Genomic DNA, 22,675 nt, shown 5'->3' with positions numbered 1-22,675 from the left:
TATGTAATATAGTCTATTATTTACTAATGATGTAAAAAAAGGGGTCGTAATGTGAAGAATAATAGTAGAATGATGAATTTTATTACAGTTCTAACTGTCATACTTATCGTATTTGTAAATGGCAAAGTAGCATCTGCAACTTCTATAGAATTGACACATGAGCAAAAAGAAGCGTATTACAAGCAATATGAAAACATTATTGAAAAAGTTAAGGAAGAGTATCCAGAGGCGATTTTGAAGGTTGTATCTTTTAATGATTTTGCTGAAGAAGATTGGATTGAACCTGAAAAATTCGAACAATTCGCAATTGATAGAGCAAAATTAACATTTGATAAAGAACAAGAACCTACTCCATTTTTTGGTGGTTCTACTAGTAAGATGAAGTCAAAATCATCTAATGTTAATAGTGTAAGTTCTACAGTAAACATTGCAGGTTCATTTAATACACAGCTTGATAAGGTCAATGACAGACAATCATTCGCGGGAATTAACGATATTTCTTCTAAAGCAACTAGTGGAATTTGGACACAAACAGGGTATAGTGCATCACTTAATGATAGTGCTCGTACATATGTGATAGATGTTGCAGGGATATATACATCAAATGGTATCGTTTCATCTCATAATTTATTAGTTTACTAGTGTTGGCAGAATTGGTTAATCATTAAACAATTATAATAAGTTTCTAAATTTTAGGAGGGGTAATAATGAATAGTTTGTTAGACAGCTTATTTTTGATATTCTCAGATTTTATTTTCGTTATTTTAGCTATTGGTCTTGCTATGCTTCTGATGAGTATTTTTATTAAAAAAAAGATAATCTTGTTCAGTACAATCACTGTAATAATTTTAGGGCTGATTTTTTCAAGTTTTGTAATGGTTGAGGAGGATTACACATCATTTTCAAAGTTATATGACGATCAGCTTAATGAAGATGCAGTTATTGAAAGAGTTAAAATTACGATTAATGACCTTGTTGGTGATAAGCGGGAAGTAGCTCATTTACAAGTTAAAGATAACGAGATCATTGCGGCTATTTTAAATGATTTATCAAGTTTGAAGCTAGAAAACGAGCGCGAAAGTCGAGGTAAGCGAGAATACGAAATAAAATTAATTGTTGCAAATGAAGTCGGAGAGAAACAGACGAGTGTTAGTACTATTCATTTTGATTTAGATGCTAACTATTTTGAAAATCACCAGATTATAAGTGAGTCAAACCATCTAAAAACTATTGAGTCACTTGTTAATAGTGAGGAAGTTGAGTGGGTAATTTCGGATGAAGAGTAAAACAGGTTTATTTCTATTCTGAATAAAAAGTAGATAAAAATGTATTTTTTTAGAAAAAAATACATTTTTTTGAAGGTATAATAATTTACGTGTCGAAAATGTATTTTGGAAAGGAGGGAATACGATGAACAAACTTAAGAGAATTCTATTAGTAACTGCGGTTGCTGTTACTGCATATGCTGGAGCGGCTCAGTTTACTGCTAGTGAAGATTTAGCTCGCCCATGTAAGGGTGCATGGACTTGTGATGGAGATTGATATTTTGATTATACGGAATTATTTGTTAATTAAAAGAGTGATGTCCTATGGCATCACTCTTTTTGTTTTATGTTTATTTAGCAGCCTGTTAAGTAAAGTCTCATAGAAACCGACTTACATAAAAATTAAGATATGAAAATAATAGATTAATCAATTTAATGGTATAATTGAACAGTATTATGTTTGAAAATTCTGATAAAGGAGGGTCGATTCTGAAGTTATAGTGAAAGAACTTTGTTTATATTAAAGAGGAGGCATGAAGATTGAAGTCAGCTTTGAAATTATTACGATTATTACTTGTTATTATTTTTTTACTTTCACCAGTTTTGAGTTCTAATCATGTAGTGACTGCAGCAGAATCAAATTCGAATTGGATGGAACAAGTGAGTGAGTTTAATTCAGATTTTAGTAAACAGGCTTTGCGTGATATTGTTTTACCAGGTACACATGATTCTGGTACTGCAACGATGGATGATTCGAATGATCCAAGAGACCCTGGTCCTGATTTTTGGGACTTAAAGAGTATAACGGAAAATACAGCTGCACACGTTGGAAAGTCGATTCTAGCGGATTGGTCACAAACACAAGGTTTAACGATTGAAGAACAACTAGATGAAGGAATTCGTTATCTTGATTTACGTGTTGCGCCGAATGTATGGCAACCAGTGTTAGATAGTTATCAAATTCAAGAAACAAATTTACGTACTCTTCATGGCTTGTATGGTGAAGGTGTAGATGAAATTATTGCTGATACGAAAGCATTTTTGGATGAGAATGAAAAAGAAATTGTTATTTTAGATTTTCAACATTTTTATGAGATGACAGAAACAAGCTATGAATATCTAAATGATTTACTGCAAGATACATTCGGTGATTTATTAATTCCTCCTTCGTATGGTGTAGATGTTACACTAGAGCAGTTATGGAGTGAGAATAAAAGAGTTATTGTTCTATATGGTACAGATCACCAACGTTATACAGATGAGTTAGATATACGAAATCTGTATGCTAATGATTTCCAAACATGGATATGGGATCGGAAAACGAATATGCAATCAGATTGGGCTAATACGATAGACGTCGATGTGTTAAAGGACAAGCTAGATGAAAGTATTGCGTCTGCGAGTGAAAATAAAATCTTTGTCCTTCAAGGTGTATTAACGCCTGATGATGATCTCATTGTTGATGCTGTTTTAGGTGGATTTGATCCATTCTCAGCTACAGCTGTAGATAATCTACATGATTTGGTCAGACTTGCAAACAATGAAATTCCGAATTGGGTTCAAGATGAATGGTCTGATGCGAATCTAAATGTTGTTATGATGGATTGGTTCCACGAAACTGATATCGTTGACATAATTAGAAGTATTAACGAAGGCAGTGTATTTGATGGGCCAAACACAGACAATATGACATTAATTGCTACGATTGACTCAGAAGGTTCTCCACAATCAGGACAGAAGCATCGTTCCAGTAACAATTTCAAAATAGAAGACATCCCTTCAAATACAGAAAAACTCTATTGGGAAATTACTGAAAATGACAAAAGTGATGTAATTAGCTTTAGTGTGAAAGAGGATGTAACGATTTTAACAGATCCAATTATCTTTAATTCATTAAAAAATGGTTCATATACGGAAGTAGTTAAGAATGATTCAGTGTATATTGCAGATCCGAAGAATACTGGTGGAAAATCGTTTACCGTAAATGTTTATAGCGTGCAATAAAATAGAGTAGGTTTAGTTAATAACAATTTGCTTCACTTAAGGTCGTTATGATTCATTGAATAAGTTAAGCAACGTACAATTACAAACAAAGATCGTTTATTTTTAAAGGTTAATATGATTTTACGTCAGACTTGAACATTTGTGTTCAAGTCTTTTTTTCGTTTAATAGATGGCTAATTTTATAACAACAATATAGTAAATAAAGGTAGGAATTATTATGAGCTTTTTTCTAAATGTCTAGGGTATAAATTATAAGATGTGATCATATCATTATATGTATTTAATTTCCAATTGATAGGAGGATGCTTGATGGAGAATTTAACACGTAATCAAGCTAGAGAGATTATTCAACCGTTTTATAATCTGTTCTGTGAAGATAAAAGAGATTGGGAAAAGGGTTTTGCCGTTTTAGATAATAATTGGAAAGGTTATTTCACGAACAATGAATGGAGAGGGAAGAGGGAGACTCGCGAGTTTTTACAAGAGTTTTTTGAGCATATTCCAGATATTCAAGTTCGTATTATTGAAGTTCTTGCAGATGGTAATTCCATTGCTGTTAGAAGTGAACTAAAGGGTACACCAAAATCAGATTTTCTAGTTCCGTATTCTGGTCGTTCTTTCTCTATCATGACTCTTGATATACATAGGGTTAGAAACGGAAAAATTATTGAATTGTTTCATTGTGAAGATTGGGAAACAGCAGCCCATCAATTAAGTGGTGAAGGATGATTGTTGAAGTAGAGTTTGTTCATTGATCGATAATTATTTTCTAAATTTCATTCTAAACAAAGAATATAAATGAGGTGCGTTAATATGACAAAAAAAGTGTTAATTGCATTATCAGAGCATGGTTTTTGGGTAGAGGAGTTAATGCTTCCTTTAAAACATTTACAAAATGCTGGATTTGAAGTGGACTTTGTGACACCTACTGGTCAATTACCTTTTCCAGATGGAGCGAGTCTAGATAGTACGTATGTTGACCCCCCACTTGGTCGCACCGTGACAAGCTCAGCATTAGCAGAGATAGGTGAAAGACAAGATTGGGGTGTCTTGTTTGCAGATCGCATGAATCTTAAAGATTGGTTTCCTGTTAGACCATATTTAAGTGCAGACAATTATATCGGACATTTAGAAATGTATTATGAGCAACGAGCGAAAGCGTGGGAGAATCTGGGTGATTATGATGCCTTATTATTAGTTGGTGGAAGTGGTCCAATTGTAGATATGGTGAACAATCAGCGTATTCACGATTTAATTCTAGGATTCTATTATGCTGATAAACCTATTGCAGCTGAATGTTATACAGTAACATGTTTAGCTTTTGCAAGAGAGTTAGACTCCCGTAAGAGCATCATTGCAGGTAAGCATGTAACAGGACATACGATGGAATACGATTATACGGATGGTTGGTCAATTGTAGCAAATGGCGATTACTTGAACTTTGGTGCTCCACCTTTTTCGCTTGAGTATATCCTTAGGGACTCAGTAGGCCAGAACGGACAATTTCATGGTAATGTCGGGCGAAAAACATCTGTTATTTTAGATTATCCATTCCTAACGAGCCGATCAGTTGCTTCGTCTGATTTATGTGGAAAAGTCCTAGTAGAATGCTTAACAGAAGGCGTTCGAAAGTATGGTTGGAAATAACGATTAAGGTGGATAACGATGCTAAAAATGAATCAACGGGAAACAGTAGTTAGATTTTTGCACAGTCTGCAAACAGAACAAGGTGGTTTCAAGAATACTTTACATGACCCTGGTTTACCTCAGCCAAGCCTTAGTGTCATCAAAGCGCTAGACTTTTTCGGACATACACCACATCGACCAGATGATCTTTTTACGTATATAACCTCGTTATACGACAAAGCGACAGGAGGTTTCCTAGATCCATCGACTGGGAAACCTAGCGTTTTTAGTACAGCTATTGGACTACTTATTCTTCATGGGATTGGAGCCAAAGGTTTTTTAAACGATAGTGTCATGAGAGCATTAGCGTTCATGAGTGAACATGCGACTAGTTGCGAGGAGCATTTTATGCTGATCGGTGTAATTGATGAGTGTAAAGTTCCATTTCATCCAACATCGTCTATCCTTTTCTTCCGCCAAATGGAAGAGGAGGATGGTTCATTCGGTAACTCAGTCTTATACAATGCGATAGCTGCAAGTGCATTGTTACGTATAAAGCAACCATTGAAAAATCCAAAAACAGTTAAAAGCTTGCTCTTATCGGGACAAGTAGCAAGCGGTGGATTTGCAAATGAAGAAGGTAAAGCTGATCTTTGGACGACGTATTGTGTCATGAGAGCTTTAGATCTATTACAAGTTCGCCCTCAAATCACAAGCTTAACGAATTGGATTATGGAAATGTGTGATGGTCATGCTTTTGCATTGCCTAATCAAGCTGCAAATGCGAACACAACATATCAATGTGTGAGTATTTTAAATTGGATTTGTGAACCTGTTCTTCATGCAGCAAAGTGTGGAGACGTAACAATGATGAGACAGTGGCTTGAAGCTGGGGGAGATCCAGATATAACCGACTTGCAAGGATGGACTCCGTTAATGGCGGCATCGGTTCGTGGGCAAGCAGAGATAGTGAAGCTGCTGTTATCTGATGATAATCCTAATGCGAAAAAAGCAGATTGTACACGACGATTGGATTCAGCGGATGCATCGGCAATATTTTGGGCTGGTCAGTCAGGAGAAATAGAAACTGTGAAACTTCTTTTAAGGGATACACCTGAACAAATCTATGATATTAGTCTGGTTAACGGTCACAACATCTTGTTGCAGGCGGCTTTTTTCGGTTCAGAAAAGCACTTAACTCTTGCTAAGTGGTTACTTGAAGATATTGGCAAAATTTTGTCTATTCCGAAAGAGAATATAGAAGAAATAGAACAAGCACGACTTAAGTTAACGACAGCAACGAATGTGAGAGGTTATAACGGATTAACGATGTCTAAGCTATGGGGCAATAAAGAAATGGAAGCCCTTTTTACAAAATACGATAAGAGCACAGAACAAGAACGTGCCAGTTATTTAGAAAAGCTGCTCACTGACATTTCGATTCCAACAACTGTTGAAGAAAGCCAATTAAAACAGCAATTAACCGATCGCTTGATTCATGAGATAACGAATAGCTTCAAAATGTTGAACGATGAAACGGCAGATGATATTGAAGCAGTGAAGCAACATTTGTTAGAACGTATGAATGAAATACTCGCCCATCCTGAATTTGATATGAACTGTTTAGGTGGACCGTTAAGTGAAACTCCCATTATTGCTGCGATTACAGGTGTTGATACGTCAAAGGATATAGCTGATTTTAGATTGAACGTTGTCACGATGTTATTGGAACACGGAGCAGATCCAGATATTCCAGAGAAACATCCGATGGCTGTTGATGCCGTTATTCGTGCTGCTGTTCTTAATCATTTTCCTATTCTTAAGAAAATATTGAAGTATATGAAGTCACTTGCTTTTCAAGCTGCTTTGAATGAAAAACCGTCTATTAACGGTCAAACCGCTCTACAAGATACGGTTCACCGTGCATTAACTGCTTCAGAAGATACATTACAAAGTCATTTAGAGCAAATAATATGGTGTATCTCGAAGGGTGCTAGGTATGATATTGAAGACCATACGGGTACATCTCCTGAAAAACTAGCAAGAAAAGCATTGCAGGATTCTGTATATAAGAGTAGAGCGTTAGATGTGATGGAAGCGTTAGGGATAAAAAATCTTTCTTTACTCTAACGATCAAATTAATGTCTTAGGAGGAAATAATGAGACTGAAAAATAAGAAAATTGGAATTTTGATTGAAAGTGATTATTTCGAGGAAGAAATCTTTTACTATCAGTTTCGGTTTCCTGAAGAAGGAGCAGAGCTTCATTTCTTAACGAGGCTTTGGGGGCAAGATGAGCTTCAGTTTCATGGACATGAATACAAAGCTCCTATTCAATGTAATGAGAGCTTTGAGGAAATGAGTGATGAAGAGCTTAATTCCTATGATGCGATTATCATCCCTTCAGGAATCGTTGCTGACCGTTTACGTTATTCGGAGGATGTTACACAAATTCCACCAGCATCACAGTTTATGAAGCGAGCATTTGAAAACGAGAATATTATAAAAGGGATCATCTGTCATGGTATGTGGCTTATGTCACCCATTTCCGATGTCATTCGTGGTCGACGAGTAACTGTTCATAATAATTTGATTTCCGATGCGAGGCAATACGGACTGGAATATTGTAATGAGGATATTGTTGTAGATGGTGACCTTGTTACTGGACGTACAGGTGGGCATTGTAATCTCTTTGCCGCAAAAATTATTGAGATTTTAGAATCTAAGTGAGTGCCGATAAAGTTAAATTTCCATCAGAGGGGCCTTCTACATCCTCTGATGGTTAGTTAAACTACTGTTTATTTTTTATGTTTTGAAGAGAGTGTATTAGTGTTAGTCGATACGTGATAAAGGTGGTTTAATATGAATTCGATAGCCATTAAGCAAAAAGTAGGTCGACCATATCCACTTGGAGCAACTGTTGATGAGCTTGGTGTGAATTTTTCTGTTTTTTCCGAGAATGCGGAGAAGGTTGAGTTGTTGCTGTTTGATAGGCATGACACAAAAAATCCTTTTGCATCAATTGAACTAGACCCAAATGGGAATCGAACGAATCATTTTTGGCATGTATATGTGGAAGGTATTAAGGAAGGGATACATTACGCATATCGTGTTGATGGTCCACAAGAAGTGAATGAAGGGTATCGGTTTGACAGAGACAAAGTGTTAATTGATCCATATGCATTAGGAAATACAAATACACTTTGGGATCGAGGCAATGCTTGTAAATCAGGAGATAATGTAGATACTTCGATGCGTAGTGTTGTGATTAATCCAGACAACTATGATTGGGAAGGTGATGAAGCTCCTCTAACTCCAATGAAGGATTCAATTATTTATGAAATGCATGTTAGGGGTTTTACGAAGTCTTCTACATCTGATGTAAATCATAAAGGAACATTCAAAGGTGTTATTGAGAAGATTCCTTACTTAAAGGAGCTTGGTGTAACTGCTGTTGAATTGTTGCCAGTTTTTGATTTTGATGAGAAGGATATCTATAAGACGTTAGATAATGGAGAACAGTTGAAAAATTATTGGGGCTACAGTACATTAGGTTATTTTGCACCGGAAGAGAGCTATTGTGTTGAACCAGCAAGTGGTTCTCATTTAGATGAATTTCGTGACATGGTGAAAGCACTTCATCGAGCTGGAATTGAAGTCATCCTTGATGTCGTATTCAACCATACCGATGAAGGAAATCATGAAGGTCCGATATTTTCTTTTAAAGGCTTCGATAATAAGGTGTATTACGATACGGTTGCAGGAGATCGTCAATATTACATGGATTACACAGGATGTGGCAATACGTTGAATTGTAATCATCCTGTTGTGGAAAAGTTTATTACAGATTCTCTAAAGTTTTGGGTCAAAGAGATGCATGTAGATGGATTTAGGTTTGATGAAGGATCAGTCTTATCACGAGGTGAAGATGGAAAGCCGTTAAAATATCCCCCCGTACTCTGGAACATAGATTTAGATGAAGAGTTTGAGCATACAAAGCTTATTGCGGAAGCGTGGGATGCTGGTGGACTTTATCAAGTTGGTAGTTTTCCAGGTTATCGTTGGGCTGAATGGAATGGGCAATACCGTGATAGCGTTAGACGGTTTGTTAAGGGAGATGGCGGTTTAATTGGTGAAATTGCTGCTCGAATAGCTGGCAGTGCAGATATTTATGAGCATTCAAGGCATACACCGAATAACTCGATTAATTTTATTACATGTCACGATGGGTTTACGATGATGGATCTCGTTTCTTATAACGAGAAACATAACGAACAGAATGGCGAAGATAATCGAGATGGAATGGATGAGAATTTCAGTTGGAATTGTGGAGTTGAAGGAGAAACAGATGAAAAGTCGATTAATCAATTAAGAAAACAGCAAATCAAAAATTATTGTACTATTTTGATGCTTTCTCAAGGAATTCCGATGATTCTAGCTGGAGATGAAGTTGGCAGAACACAACGAGGAAATAACAATGCATACTGTCAAGATAATGATATTAGTTGGTTCAATTGGAACATGGTTGAGCAAAATCTAGACTTGTTCCATTTCTTCAAAAATATGATTGCTTTTCGAAAAGATCACGAGATTTTACGAAGAGGTCGTTTCTTTGATGGGTTTGTTAATTCTCGAGGGTTAAAAGATATCGATTGGCATGGATGTGAGTTACATGCACCAGGCTGGCAAGATAAGAATTCTCGTGTTCTCTCTTTTACTATGGGAGCATTGAAAGATGCAGATACTGATATTCATGTCATGATGAATATGGAAAATGAGCAAAGCCTGTCCTTCAAACTACCACAATTAAATAGGGAAAGAACATGGCATCGATTTGTTGATACGTCACTAGAATCTCCTGATGATATCGTACTAAAGGGCGAGGAGATAGTCATTGAAGGAGTAGAATACGAGGTCAATCCTCATAGTGTTGTCATTTTAATTTCTAAATAATAGAATCAAGCACTCTGCTGTTAAAGGTTATATGAAAGCAGAGAAGTTTGAACCAGTTCGTCTATGAAAATAGAAAAGAGGAGATTGAAATGAAAAATATGACATTTACTTTTTCTGATACGATTGCTGGATATGTAAAAATGTACGATTGGGATAATCAAACGTTTACACTAGAAACGTCAGATGGAAGACCATATAACGTGAAATTAACAGATACGACATTTGCTGAATTAGTCCGTAATTTCGGAGAACCTTATATTGACTGTTCAGGTCAAATGAAAGATATGCTTGCAGAAGGAAGATTTCTGTATGCTCACGGGATCTTCTATCCAGAAAATAATCAATTGAATTTTGAAGCAAAACACATCGTTTTCCTTGGAAGAACAGAAACTGAGTACCGATTTGAAGGTCAAGATTGGTGGATTAAACAAGTAAAAGCACTTGCAGACTTCTATTTAGAAGCTCAATTCGAAGGTGGAGAAATCGATTATAGTAAGTATCGTACAACGTTAAATCTAGAAGGTGGACATGAAGATACAACTAGACAAGAAACGGATACGATTTCTCGTCTAGTGTATGGATTTGCTTCTGCATATATGATGACAGGAGAAGAACATTATCTTGAAGCGGCTGAGAAGGGAACGAAATATTTACGAGAACATTTCAAGTGCTCTGATAATAGTGAAGATATCACGTATTGGTATCATGCAATTGATGTAAAGGACGGGAAAACAAGAAAGATTCTTGCATCTGAATTTGGAGATGATTACAATGCAATTCCGGCTTATGAACAAATCTATGCATTAGCTGGTCCTACTCAAACGTATAGAGTGACAGGAAACAATGAAACGTTACGTGATATCGAGAATACAGTCAACTTATTCGATAAATACTTCTTAGATCGAAAACAAGGTGGATATTTCTCTCATATTGATCCGATTACATTTGATCCAAGAAGTGAAGCATTAGGAACGGATCGTTCTCGGAAAAACTGGAACTCAGTTGGAGACCATGCACCAGCTTACTTAATTAATTTGTGGCTTGCTACGGGAGAAGAGCGTTATAAAAGCATGCTAAAATATACGGCTGATACAATTACAGAGCATTTCCAAGACTATGATCATAGTCCATTTGTGCAAGAAAAATTCCATGAGGATTGGTCGCATGATCAACAATGGGGCTGGCAGCAAAATCGAGGTGTCGTTGGGCACAATTTAAAAATAGCGTGGAACTTAACTCGAATGAACAATGTAATTCCAGCTAAAGGTTATATGGAGTTTGCGGAGAAGATTGCAGAAATTATGCCTCAAGTAGGGGGAGACCTTCAGCGTGGTGGTTGGTATGATGTAATGGAAAGAGAGTTAGGTAAAGGGGAGGAGTTTCACCGCTTTGCTTGGCATGATCGGAAAGCATGGTGGCAACAGGAACAAGGAATTCTTGCGTACTTAATTATGGCAGGTGTAATGAAGAAAGAAGAATATTTGAAGCTTGCACGTGAATCAGCTGCTTTTTATAATACTTGGTTTTTGGATCATGATTCTGGTGGCATCTACTTTAATGTGCTTGCAAACGGTCTGCCATATTTACTTGGTACGGAGAGAATGAAAGGAAGCCATTCTATGAGTGGATATCATTCATTTGAATTAGCATATTTAGCAGCAGTTTATACGAATCTATTAATAACGAAAGAACATATGGATTTCTATTTTAAGCCATATGCAAATAGCTTTGCAGACAACATTTTACGCGTACAACCAGATATGTTACCAGATGGGTCAGTAAAGATTGAGAAGGTTTGGATTGATGGAAAAGAGTATGATGACTTCGATGCTGACGGCCTATTTGTACGTCTTCCACAAACCGAAAAACGTGTAAAAGTACAAGTAAGGATCGTACCTGCTGTTGGTGCAGAACATTTTGAAGCAAATGTTACTCGTGATAAAGATATAACTAAATTACAGTTAATTGGTGAATTTGACACAAGAGCATTAACTACATTCAAGCAAGCCTTTGCTAAGGTCATAAATGACGGTGCGACGAAGGTTGCGATAATTGTTAATGACCTAGATGAGATTTGTAAGGAAGGCATTCGTGCTATTATCTTCGAAACACAGAAACTATCACTTGATACTGAAGTTTATATCATTGGTGCAACAGAGGAGCTGAAACAACGTTTTACTGATGAACAATTTGATGAAGGAATCATTTTCGCAGAATCACTCGAAAGCGTACAGTTGACGGTAAATAAAAGGTGACAACATTTTTTAAGAGCTCATATTTTAAGTTGTTGATTGGTTTAATTCTATTATTCTCAGCACTTATCGAACTAACAGAAGGTGTCATGAACACGATCTTTCACGACTACATTGAGCTTCATCATGGAATCTTAATTTATGCATTAGCACGTATAGGAATTAACATTACTGAAATTGTTGAAGGGGTAAAAATAACGAAGGAAGAATTTCCAGTAAAGAACGATAATAAGTTATTTGTGATGAAGGGAAAGAAATAAGAAAGCAAGATAAGCACTCAACAGATTGTTGAAGTGCTTATCTTTTTTTATGAGAGAGTAGTTTATTAAATAAAAGTAGCTTATTAATCAACTTACTACTCTTTTATCAATTTTGGATTAGAAACTAATACACTTCCCGTTCCATTTTCTTTACCAGCTGGATAGATGGTCGTTCTAATCCAATCAGCAGGTACATCAAACAATTGTGTCACAGAATAAAACTCCCAATCGTTTGTTACGTCAAATGTGGCTATCTTGTCGTTATCACCATTCCCATCATTATTATTGCCCTGACTACGTAAGCGGAGAGAAACAGTTTGTGTTTCTGAGCTGTCAGCCGCTTTTAACCAGATGCCAAACGTATACGAGTTTCCATCTGGATCGAAGTATAATGTTTTATTTACATAATCAACTGTATTATTTCCCTCAGCTACTAGTTCAAATGAGTCTGCTCGATCTTCTTCAGGTCTAGGGATAAAATCACTATGATTAGACAGGTTAAAATTCGTGATGTCTAGAGAAATATTGTCAGGAGACTTTCCAACGACTGACCACCCATTCACCTTACCTTTATCTAATAAGACTTTGCCATCCTCTTTTAATTGTGCCCGCTTAAGAAACCATTCTACTGTTGAAGGGAAATATAATTCATTACTTTGCAAATATACTCTAGGTGCAAAATCTTTCGCATATGTATATGCACTTATTACATCATTATTCCCTAAATTTGTGATTTCGCTATTGCTCTGTGCATTCGTAACATCTCTAAACCAACCTTTTCCGATTGAAAATTTAGGACTGTTAGGGCAACTAAAACCACAATCATCATTATTTTCATTTCCGCTATCTCCCCATCTTCCTGAGAAATCCATCCATGGTGTATTTTGTTTATTGAAAATTATAAAGTTGTTTTCTGGAATATTCCAAAGTGCACCTTTATTCGTATAATCATTGCCAAATCCATTTAACCTTGTGTGTTTACCAGTTGTCCAATAATTAGCATGACTTTGTTCAGCAGAATAAACAACAGGATGTCCATTTTCAAATTCAAATACAGATGCATTTTGCCAATCGTGTTCACTTTCATGTGAGGAGGGAAGAATGCTTTCTATTTCATTCGTTCTCTTATTTACAACTATCTTTACACCTTCCCAATCACCTGCATGTGCTCCACTAGGGAAAATACCAGCACCACCTATATTTCCATTATACGGATAAAAGAATCTATAATTTAAGCCAATATAATCAGCATATTCTAATACTTGTACATATGCTTTAGCAGAGTCTAAGTCTCCATCTCTATTAGAACTCGAAATTTTTAAATATTGATCGGACTCAGCTGCGTGAGTAGGGAGTATTTCTGAAATTGATAATAATAAGGCAATAAGAAGAACGATGGACAGTTTATGTTTTGCAATTGTCACGTCACACACTCCTTTTTAATAGTTAATAGCAATAGCTATTTCTTTTTATGTTTAAAATTTAGAATAATCAGATAAATGTAAGCGTACCTCCTTTACTTTTTATATTGTACAAGTTCCACATTTTTTTATATTTAAACTATTATTAACATGAATAGAGAAAAAATCTATTATCTTATTTTATAAAAGTCATATTAGTAGAATTGATACATGGATGAAATATAGAGTTGTGAAGGTAACAATGTTCATTTGTATAGTCTTTTAGTTTTTGATTTAAATATTGTAAGGGTGTTAAATGTGCTGGGATTTTTATGATATTTTAAAAAGTAATAATAAATCTCCTTTTTTTGATCATTTTCATGAATATTTAATTTAATATTCATATTACTATGATAATATTAGAAAGTAAGGAAAAATCATCAGGAGGTACATATTATGTGGAATAAGACAAAAAAATGGTTGTTTAGTAGTATCATTGCAGTTACTGCACTTTCTCCTTTATCGCAAACTGATGTAAGCGTTTTCGCTGAAGGGCCAAATGATCCAGCACCAGAAATTGAGGCTCGAGGAATTGAGAACGGTAAAAAGGTATTATTTGATAATGCGCACGGACAAACAGCTGGTGCGGCAGATTGGGTAATTGATGGAGGTTTCTCCGATTTCGCAAATGCACTTGCTGATCATGGATATGCTGTAAAAGAGCTTAGAAAAACTACCCCGATTACATATGAAGATTTAATAGATTACGATACATTTGTTATTCCTGAAGCAAACATCCCTTTCAAAACTTCAGAACAAGATGCAATGTTGCAATATGTTGAAAATGGAGGAAGTATCTTCTTCATTTCTGATCATTATAATGCTGACCGTAATAAAAATCGTTGGGATTCGTCTGAAGTTTTTAACGGATACCGTCGTGGTGCTTGGAGTGATCCTACAAAAGGAATGAGTACGGAGGAACGTAATTCAAGTGCGATGGAAGACGTTAATAGCTCTGATTGGTTAGCAGATAACTTCGGAATTCGTTTCCGATACAATGCACTTGGAGATGTTACTGCAAATCAAATTGTAACACCAGATCAATCCTTTGGAATAACAGAAGGTGTACAAAGGGTTGCGATGCATGCAGGTTCAACGATGGCGATTGTAGATCCAGCGAAAGCAAAGGGAATCGTCTATTTGCCTAGTACAAATGCTGCGTGGTCACATGCTGTAGATCAAGGTGTATATAATGGTGGAGGAATAGATGAAGGCCCATATGCTGCAATTGGTAAGGTTGGAATAGGAAAGGCAGCATTCATTGGTGATTCATCTCCCGTTGAAGATGCAACACCAAAATATAAACGTGAAGAAAATGGCTCTTCAAAAAGAACTTACGATGGATTCCTAGAAGCTGATGATGCAACACTTTTAGTAAACATGGTAGATTGGTTGTCAGAGCAAGAAAATTATACGAGCTTTGCTGATGTCTCAGGTCTTGAGTTAGATACTCCTACACCATTATTGATTTTTGAAACACCTGAAAATTCTACAGAACCTGAAGTTGAACCGTGGTCACAACCATCTCCAGGTTACAAGTGGTGGGATGCCTCTACATTTGCTTTCGGTTCATACGGTTATGTGGAAGCTGGACAAGGTCAAAGTTCAAACATCTTCTTCTCAGAATACATTGAGGGAAGTAGCTACAATAAAGCATTAGAAATATATAATGGAACGGATCAAACGATTGATTTATCTCAATATACGATTGAACTTTCAAACCTTTCTAGTAGTATATCTTTAAGAGGTACACTTGGAAGTGGTGAAGTTTTTGTCATTGCAAACCCTAATGCAGAATCAGCGATATTAGCAGAATCAGACGTAACCGATTCAAACATGGTCTATAATGGTGATGATTCCGTAACATTAAAGCAAAACGGAACGGTAATTGATGTTATTGGTACAGCTGGTACAAGCTTTGCAAAAGATAAAACGCTTGTAAGAAATAGTGATATTACCTCGGGATCCTCTAGTTACAATAGTAGTGAATGGACAATCTATCCTTCTAATACGTTTAACTATATTGGTAGTTATTAATACTAGTTATATTGTGAACATTAACGCTCAGCCTTATGTAGGTTGAGCGTTATTTCTTTGTGAGGTCATGCAAATGAAGAGTTTGAAGAAAAAAGATATGTAAATAAGTAATATATTTCCAATATATTAGATGTTATGAGAATAAAGTAACATATCATTATTTATTACAGGTGCTTGCCCAACTTCATTTATTATGTTCATTTTTAAGAATGTCTCAAGAGAACCAGATAAGTCATCCTTAAAATGAGCCTGCCATGTGCAAACAAGAAAGTCATCTTTAATTTCTATCCATGAAATCGTATTACCTGAAATATTATAAAATCGTAGCGCTTCTCCTTCTGGGAAAATATAAACATTACCAAGGATTTCAGAAGGATATCCAGTTTCGAGTGGCTGGTTCATATAATGAATAGGTTGATAAATTCTCGTAATCTGTTTCCTAGCCTCCTAAAGAGACCCACGATACAATCTTTCTCTTTCCTCTTCACTTAATGGAGAATTAATTCGAATCTCGCCATTATCCCAATTCACTTCATACCCAAAGGTTTGTGCAATAAAACGAAGTGGCACATAGACCGATCCATCTTTCAACTGTGCTGGTGATTGTAGATCTAGAATCACATCATGATACACTCTTCCTTGCAGTTTGGCCTGATGTGCATTAGGTTTTATACTTAACTGTTCTCCCCATTTCTGCACAATTACTGTAGATGTTTTCGAATTCCATTTCACTTGTACATTCAACGCTTCACTGACAGTGCGAAGTGGAATGAGTGTTCTCCCGTTATAAGTAATAGTAGTAAGTTGTTCCGTTACAGTTTCACCTGCTACTATTAATTTAGTAGTAGAAGTAGATTCAGCATGCACATTAGGTTGACTTATACTAAGTACAAAATAAATAGTTACTACGAATAATAGAATAGACCACTTATTTATCAATTGTACCTTCCAATGCTTTAATTAAGTAAACGTGCCAAAATTGTGCCACTTACCAAAAAGAAAAGAAATAGCGCGGTTTCTCAAAGTGAGAAAACCGCGCTATTTCATCGTTTTAAAAGATGATTCCGACTGGGTTCGAACCAGCGACCTCTACCCTGTCAAGGTAGCGCTCTCCCAGCTGAGCTACGGAATCATGATATGTATCATATTTATCCAGTATGTTTGGACAAATATAATTATAACGTGTTCAAAATAAAAGTCAATAGCATCACTATCGAGAGGGGGAAATGAAGTTTGAATTCAATAATCTTACACAATGTCTTATTCACTTTGAAGATCGATAGTTTTCTTTAATTTGACTATAATTACCCACATTTTTTCTTACTATTATTAACAAATGGTGAAGCATATTTCAATATGATAATGCTCATTTACCGTTGGTGATTATTACAAATTGTAAATTCCTTTTTTCACTATCGTCATATTTGTAATAAAATATATAATAGAGAGAATTGATTTTATTATCTTATAATTGGATTTTTATGAGATTAATCATGAAGTTTAGGTAGAGGAGTTGAGGAATTGAAGGCGCTTAAAGTGTTATTATTTGTTATTGCTATTTTTATTATATTTATCCCTTTCTATCATTTGAATGCGTCTTATCAAGAGGTAGGCAAGTTGTTAGAAGGTTCTAAGAGTGAGGATTCTCCTACGCGTATTGCAATTATTTATCCAGAGTTGGGTTCATACTCTTGGAAACAGATTGTGCAAGGTGCGATGCAGCAGGCTCAGGAGAATGAGATGATTCTTGAGGTGAGAGGTTCATATAATGGGAATGTTGAAGAAATGGTGAAGGAAATGAATGTTTCCATTGCATCGAATGTCGATGGCATCTTGGTTATGGGAATGGATGATGCCAACCTTAATAAGGAAATTGATAAGGCAGTAATGAGAGGAATACCTGTGATTACTTTCATGAATGATGCACCAACTACTTTTCGGAAGGCGTATGTGGGACCTGATTACTATGAAGCAGGTATTGTGATGGGACAACTGATTGCAGAACAATATTCACAACGAGACCGAGTTGGAATAATAGGAGAATCGCAATTAACGAATATTGAGCAAATGAAAGTCAATGGGATCAAGAAAGTGCTTAAATCAGAATATGGTGTAGAGGTTGTAGAGGGATTAACTTCAGAACAGCTAGGTGTGTTAAATCCTGTGCAACGAGCAACGAATGCGATGTTGAATCGTTACCCTAAGTTAGACTTATTAATTGGCGTAAATGCTCGTAGTACAGAAGATTTACTTCATGTTATCGAAAATCGTGCGCGGATGGATCGGTTTCAAATTTTCTCCTTTAATCGTATTGAGGAGATGGAGCATGTAGATGGAAGTGTCGTGTATGACAATAATGAAATTGGTGAGAAATGTATCTTGCTTATGAAACAATGGTTAGCTGCTGATAGGCTACCGCTAAAAGAAATCAACTATGTTTCGATAGATGTCGTCTATCCTTATCAAGTGAGGAGAATGAAAAATGAATAAAATCCAGAATAAAATCATTCTCTTATCTATGGTGATTATGCTAATTATGGGGGCTTTTTGGTTTATCATGACGATGTTAAACAATCAGTCCAGCCAAGTGTATAACACAATATTGAAAAGATATTTATTATTAAATGAAGTATCAACTTATAGTGATAATGCAATTGCACATTTAAATCAGTACATTAGTATACCATCTAAAAGTAATCAAGAACTGTATGAGCAAATAAAAGGGGAGTTCAACTCGTTATCTAAGAGTGTTCATCAGATACAAAATGACCGAAATATTATTACGATCACTGGTTATATCGAAATGATTAATAGGCAAATCCATGAAATGGATGCAGCAGTTTTATCGTTAGAAAATCAGAATTCAATCAATGTGAATTATCATGCTGAAGAGGCTGCGAAAATCTCGCAATATATAAATGAAACGACATTGACGTTATTTAAGCAGGAAGTTCGTTTTCACGAGAAAGTATACTTAGAGATTTTTGAACTGAGCCGAAATTTGAATCGTCTCGGATTATTGTCGATCACGGTAATTTTCTTGCTGTTAGTAGCTTTTTCATATTGGGTTTCAAAAGGGATTACGAGATCGATACATATATTATTACAAGGGGCGAAACAAATCTCGAAGGGGATCTTTCAATATCCGATCAAAATAGACTCGAATGATGAAATAGCATTTTTAGGTGACACGTTTGATCAAATGCGTCAAAACTTAAAGCGTTCAATAGAGGAAATGAAGCAGAAAGCAGAGCTTGAGAAACGGTTGCAGCAATCACAATTATTGTTACAAGAGAAGGAATTGCAACGGTTACAAAGCCAGATGAATCCTCATTTTCTATTCAATACGTTGAACCTGTTGTCTAAGAAAGCATATTTAGAAGGGGCGGAACAAACGAGTGATTTAATAGTAAGTGTCTCGAATTTATTACGTTATAACTTAAGTAAATATGATGAGCCAGTAAAGTTAAGTGAGGAAATCTTCATCGTAAAAGAGTATTTCACTATATTGAAAGCCCGCTTTACGAAACGTTTGTCTGTATCGTATGAAATTGATGAACAATGCTTGAATTACTTAATTCCGAATTTGATTTTACAACCGTTGATTGAAAACGCCTTCATTCATGCGATTGAACCATTTGAAGATGGTGGGGAAATAATACTTAGAGTACGAGATATGGAGAATGAGATAGTAATAGAAGTTGAAGATGATGGACCAGGAATAGACGCAACAGCTGATACTCAAGAACAGAAAAAAGGTAACTCAATTGGTTTGGAGAATGTACGGAAACGGCTTGAATTGTTTTATAGCTCGGAAAATGTAATGAACATAAGCAGTATTCAAGGGCAGGGGACGACGATTATTTTACATTTACCAAAGGGGTGAGCTACATGACTAGAATATTAATTGCTGAAGATGAGGAGATTGAACGTATCGCACTTAAGAAAATGATTGAAGATAATGTTCCACATATAGATATTGTATCAGTAGCGAGCAATGGAAATGAAGCAGTACAACAGGCACTTGAACACAAGCCTGATTTGATTTTAATGGACATTCAGATGCCTGGTATAGATGGTCTTACAGCGATTGAGCAAATATTAGAGCAACATTCATCAACAAAAATGGTGATCGTATCTTCATATGATACATTTTCTTATGCCCAGAAGGCGATTCGACTAGGTGTGAAAGATTATTTGTTAAAGCCGAGTAAGAAACAGGTTATTCTAGAAACAATTGAAGGTATCGTCAAAGAAATTGAAGACCAAAAGAAAATGCAGTCACATATGGACCAAGTTGCTCCGCTGATGGAAACCGAAATCGTGACACAGCTCTTATTTGATCATCTTCATGAAGTACAAGTGAAGCAGTTACTTGATTACTTTGAAATAAGTGAGGAAAGTAAAATGTTCGTATTATCAATTAGCATCATGGCGATGGATAGAGAAATGAGCCAAGCTGAACGTAATGAATTATATAAAGTGATTAAAGAAACGTTTCACAACGTATCAAAAGGTTGGGTTGGAGCACTTTCAAGCTTACAATTACCGATCATTTCATTTGTGCCAGATAAGCAAGCTAACGCTCATAAAAAACATGCGTTAGCGATTATTCGCAAGTTAAAAAATGCAACATCAAAGTGGAAAGACGTGAAGATTTTTATCGGAGTAGGTGGGGTAAGTGAAGGTATGTCACACCTGAAAAATTCATATCATGAGGCTTTACGAGCATCACTTCATATAGAATCTGCTTCTGGATTTTGCTTCTATTCTGACTTAGATAATGAGCAAAAAGAGATCGAGCATTCACTTATAAAAATAGAACGATCCATTATCGAAGCACTTGAGCGTGATAATTATGATCAAATCAAAGAAATGGTTATTGAAATGATCGAAGCTGGTCGCAAGCTACAAAAAAATATAAAGGAAATTCAAAATCAAATTCAGCAAGCGTTTTTTATGATGTATCGTCATTTCGATGAACTGGGATTACAGATTGGTAAGCACGTCTTCTCACATACGATTACAAATTATCGTCAGCTTCGTACTGAAACAGCTTATCAAATAAGTGCAATATTGAAAGAATTCGAAGAGAAGCGGAGCGAGAGACAGGTAGATACTGCTTCGAAAATTAAAGAGTATATTCACAAAACGTATAAGAGTGAACTATCGTTAGAGGTTCTTGCTGAGAAAATGAAATTGAGTCCACAATATATAAGTAAGATTTTCAAGGATAAGTATGGGTTAAGTTATATTGATTACTTGACACAGTGTCGAATTGAAAAGGCAAAAGAATATATACGTCAAGGAGAGAAGAGCTTAAAAGAGATTGCACTAGATATCGGTTATAAAGACCCGAACTATTTTAGTAGAGTCTTCAAGAAAATGTGTCAGATGTCACCTACTGATTATCGGAATAAGTACAAATCATAAGTCCTATTCCCTATATCCAGCACAATATCTTAAGACATTAGCAATATCTTAAAATAATCCTACTAATCTTAAATAATTACAGAACATTATAAATTAAAACGCTTTCATAGATGATAAATTGTAAGTGTAAGGATTGAATGAAGGAGGAATAGAGATGAAAAATCGAGTTTGGCAAATGTTCTTAGTATTAACAATGTTCACGTTGGTACTAGCTGCATGTGGTAATGGTGCAACTGAAAGCAGCAGCGAATCAACTGGATCTGAGAGCACAAATAAAGAAACAGCTTCATCAGATGATGGAATTGTAATTGGATTCTCAATGGATACATTGGAAGAGGAAAGATGGCAACGTGACCGTGACTTATTCGTGGCTCGTGCTGAAGCATTAGGAGCAACTGTTAATGTACAAGCTGCAAATGGTGATGACGCGAAACAACTTGCACAAGCTGAGAACTTAATCAGCCAAGGTGTTGACATTATCGTTGTAGTACCACATGATGCAGAAGTTACAGCTTCAATTGTAGAAAAGGCTCATAAAGAAGGTATTAAAGTTATCTCTTATGACCGTTTAATTAAAAATTCAGATGTTGACTTATATGTATCATTTGATAACGAGCGTGTAGGAGAAATGCAAGCGAAAGCGATTACAGAAATAGTTCCAAGTGGTAAATATGCATTGATTGAAGGTGCAGATACAGATAACAATGCTCACCTATTCAAAAAAGGTCAAATGAATATTCTACAACCTTTAATTGATAGTGGCGATATTGAAATCGTTTACGATCAGTGGACTGATGAGTGGGATCCTGCAAATGCACTAGCGAACATGGAGAATGCGCTTACAGCAAACAATAACGAAATTGATGCAGTAGTTGCAGCAAATGATGGTACTGCTGGTGCAGTTATTCAAGCTTTAGCAGCACAAAGTTTAGCTGGTGAAGTTCCAGTATCAGGTCAAGATGCAGAGCTTGCTGGTGTTCAACGTATCGTTGAAGGAACACAAACAATGACTGTATACAAACCAATTAAGTTACTTGCTGAAACAATTGCTGAGCAAGCAGTTGCAATGGCAGAAGGTAACGAAGTGGAAACAAACAGCACTGTAAATAACGGTAAAATCGATGTACCTTCAATTCTTTTAGACCCTATTTCGGTTAACAAAGATAACATCGATGACACAATTATTGCTGATGAGTTCCATTCAAAAGACGACGTATACAAATACAGCAAATAATGAAGGAATTGGAGAATGTGGACATGTTACATGTTCACATTTTTCTCGAAATATAAGAAGGCATAACATCTAGCTTCAAGCGTCATCGGTTTGCAATCATAAGTTGAGTTGTCAAGAAGGTGAAGAGCGCCTTTTCGCCAACTTGCCTTATG

At 35.9% G+C, this 22,675-nt stretch carries 19 protein-coding genes and 1 tRNA gene; 16 read left to right on the top strand and 4 right to left on the bottom strand.

The features are described 5' to 3' along the window. The first annotated feature begins 51 nt into the window (after positions 1-51). The 11 genes from BFG57_RS03735 to BFG57_RS03690 all read left to right on the top strand — a co-directional run bounded on the left by BFG57_RS03735 (position 52) and on the right by BFG57_RS03690 (position 12,359). Entirely contained in the window at positions 52-642 is a 591-nt protein-coding gene (locus BFG57_RS03735) for a hypothetical protein (RefSeq protein ID WP_069716129.1), read from the top strand. 65 nt (positions 643-707) lie between these two features. Continuing rightward, positions 708-1,286, top strand: a complete 579-nt coding sequence (locus tag BFG57_RS03730) for a hypothetical protein (protein WP_069716128.1) — start codon at positions 708-710, stop codon at positions 1,284-1,286. 124 nt (positions 1,287-1,410) lie between these two features. Further along, complete coding sequence (locus BFG57_RS19380) at positions 1,411-1,542, top strand: hypothetical protein (RefSeq protein WP_281186599.1); 132 nt, start codon at positions 1,411-1,413, stop codon at positions 1,540-1,542. Between the two features lie 263 nt (positions 1,543-1,805). Then, on the top strand, positions 1,806-3,269 hold the full coding sequence (locus BFG57_RS18265) for a phosphatidylinositol-specific phospholipase C domain-containing protein (RefSeq protein WP_083249051.1): 1,464 nt from the start codon (positions 1,806-1,808) through the stop codon (positions 3,267-3,269). Positions 3,270-3,578: 309 nt separating this feature from the next. Further along, positions 3,579-3,998, top strand: coding sequence for an ester cyclase (locus BFG57_RS03720; RefSeq protein WP_069716127.1), 420 nt, complete (start codon positions 3,579-3,581; stop codon positions 3,996-3,998). 84 nt (positions 3,999-4,082) lie between these two features. Continuing rightward, positions 4,083-4,916, top strand: coding sequence for a type 1 glutamine amidotransferase domain-containing protein (locus BFG57_RS03715; protein ID WP_069716126.1), 834 nt, complete (start codon positions 4,083-4,085; stop codon positions 4,914-4,916). Positions 4,917-4,934: 18 nt separating this feature from the next. Beyond that, positions 4,935-7,025, top strand: a complete 2,091-nt coding sequence (locus tag BFG57_RS03710) for an ankyrin repeat domain-containing protein (RefSeq protein ID WP_069716125.1) — start codon at positions 4,935-4,937, stop codon at positions 7,023-7,025. Between the two features lie 29 nt (positions 7,026-7,054). Further along, entirely contained in the window at positions 7,055-7,624 is a 570-nt protein-coding gene (locus tag BFG57_RS03705) for a DJ-1/PfpI family protein (protein ID WP_069716124.1), read from the top strand. 132 nt (positions 7,625-7,756) lie between these two features. Then, positions 7,757-9,847 carry a glycogen debranching protein GlgX gene (gene glgX, locus BFG57_RS03700; protein ID WP_069716123.1) on the top strand — a complete coding sequence of 697 codons (2,091 nt, stop codon included), beginning with the start codon at positions 7,757-7,759 and terminating at the stop codon, positions 9,845-9,847. 89 nt (positions 9,848-9,936) lie between these two features. Beyond that, complete coding sequence (locus BFG57_RS03695; RefSeq protein WP_069716122.1) at positions 9,937-12,102, top strand: AGE family epimerase/isomerase; 2,166 nt, start codon at positions 9,937-9,939, stop codon at positions 12,100-12,102. Positions 12,103-12,134: 32 nt separating this feature from the next. Beyond that, positions 12,135-12,359 carry a hypothetical protein gene (locus BFG57_RS03690; RefSeq protein WP_069716121.1) on the top strand — a complete coding sequence of 75 codons (225 nt, stop codon included), beginning with the start codon at positions 12,135-12,137 and terminating at the stop codon, positions 12,357-12,359. Positions 12,360-12,454: 95 nt separating this feature from the next. Here BFG57_RS03690 and BFG57_RS03685 read toward each other — a convergent pair whose 3' ends face one another. Then, positions 12,455-13,783 (bottom strand): Vps62-related protein, encoded by a 1,329-nt coding sequence (locus tag BFG57_RS03685; protein ID WP_069716120.1) that lies wholly within the window; start codon positions 13,781-13,783, stop codon positions 12,455-12,457. Positions 13,784-14,215: 432 nt separating this feature from the next. Between BFG57_RS03685 and BFG57_RS03680 the strand changes: the two genes are divergently transcribed. After that, positions 14,216-15,856: a lamin tail domain-containing protein gene (locus tag BFG57_RS03680; RefSeq protein ID WP_083249049.1), complete on the top strand. Its 1,641-nt coding sequence runs from the start codon at positions 14,216-14,218 to the stop codon at positions 15,854-15,856. Positions 15,857-15,982: 126 nt separating this feature from the next. On the opposite strand, the gene BFG57_RS03675 is transcribed toward BFG57_RS03680, so the two are convergent. The 3 genes from BFG57_RS03675 to BFG57_RS03665 form a co-directional block, all read right to left on the bottom strand. Beyond that, complete coding sequence (locus BFG57_RS03675; RefSeq protein ID WP_069716119.1) at positions 15,983-16,258, bottom strand: hypothetical protein; 276 nt, start codon at positions 16,256-16,258, stop codon at positions 15,983-15,985. 45 nt (positions 16,259-16,303) lie between these two features. Next, the gene (locus BFG57_RS03670) at positions 16,304-16,795 is read right to left on the bottom strand and encodes a copper amine oxidase N-terminal domain-containing protein (protein WP_069716118.1); all 492 of its coding nucleotides are present in this window, start codon (positions 16,793-16,795) and stop codon (positions 16,304-16,306) included. Between the two features lie 120 nt (positions 16,796-16,915). Beyond that, positions 16,916-16,988, bottom strand: a tRNA-Val gene (locus tag BFG57_RS03665). A 389-nt stretch (positions 16,989-17,377) separates the two neighbouring features. On the opposite strand from BFG57_RS03665, the gene BFG57_RS03660 reads away from it, so the two are divergent. The 4 genes from BFG57_RS03660 (at position 17,378) to xylF (ending at position 22,523) form a co-directional block, all read left to right on the top strand. Continuing rightward, on the top strand, positions 17,378-18,346 hold the full coding sequence (locus tag BFG57_RS03660; RefSeq protein WP_069716117.1) for a substrate-binding domain-containing protein: 969 nt from the start codon (positions 17,378-17,380) through the stop codon (positions 18,344-18,346). Then, a complete protein-coding gene (locus BFG57_RS03655) occupies positions 18,339-19,742 on the top strand; it encodes a sensor histidine kinase (protein WP_069716116.1) in 1,404 nt (467 codons plus the stop codon). Before BFG57_RS03660 ends, BFG57_RS03655 begins: the two co-directional genes overlap by 8 nt. Before the next feature lie 5 nt (positions 19,743-19,747). Continuing rightward, entirely contained in the window at positions 19,748-21,289 is a 1,542-nt protein-coding gene (locus tag BFG57_RS03650) for a response regulator (RefSeq protein WP_069716115.1), read from the top strand. A 154-nt stretch (positions 21,290-21,443) separates the two neighbouring features. Continuing rightward, positions 21,444-22,523 carry a D-xylose ABC transporter substrate-binding protein gene (xylF, locus tag BFG57_RS03645; RefSeq protein ID WP_083249048.1) on the top strand — a complete coding sequence of 360 codons (1,080 nt, stop codon included), beginning with the start codon at positions 21,444-21,446 and terminating at the stop codon, positions 22,521-22,523. The last annotated feature ends 152 nt before the right edge of the window (positions 22,524-22,675 follow it).

The sequence above is a fragment of the Bacillus solimangrovi genome, assembly GCF_001742425.1.
Lineage (GTDB): Bacteria > Bacillota > Bacilli > Bacillales > Bacillaceae_N > Bacillus_AV > Bacillus_AV solimangrovi.
The sequence above is the reverse complement of the archived record's forward strand: the minus strand, read 5'-3'. Positions and strand labels throughout refer to the sequence as shown.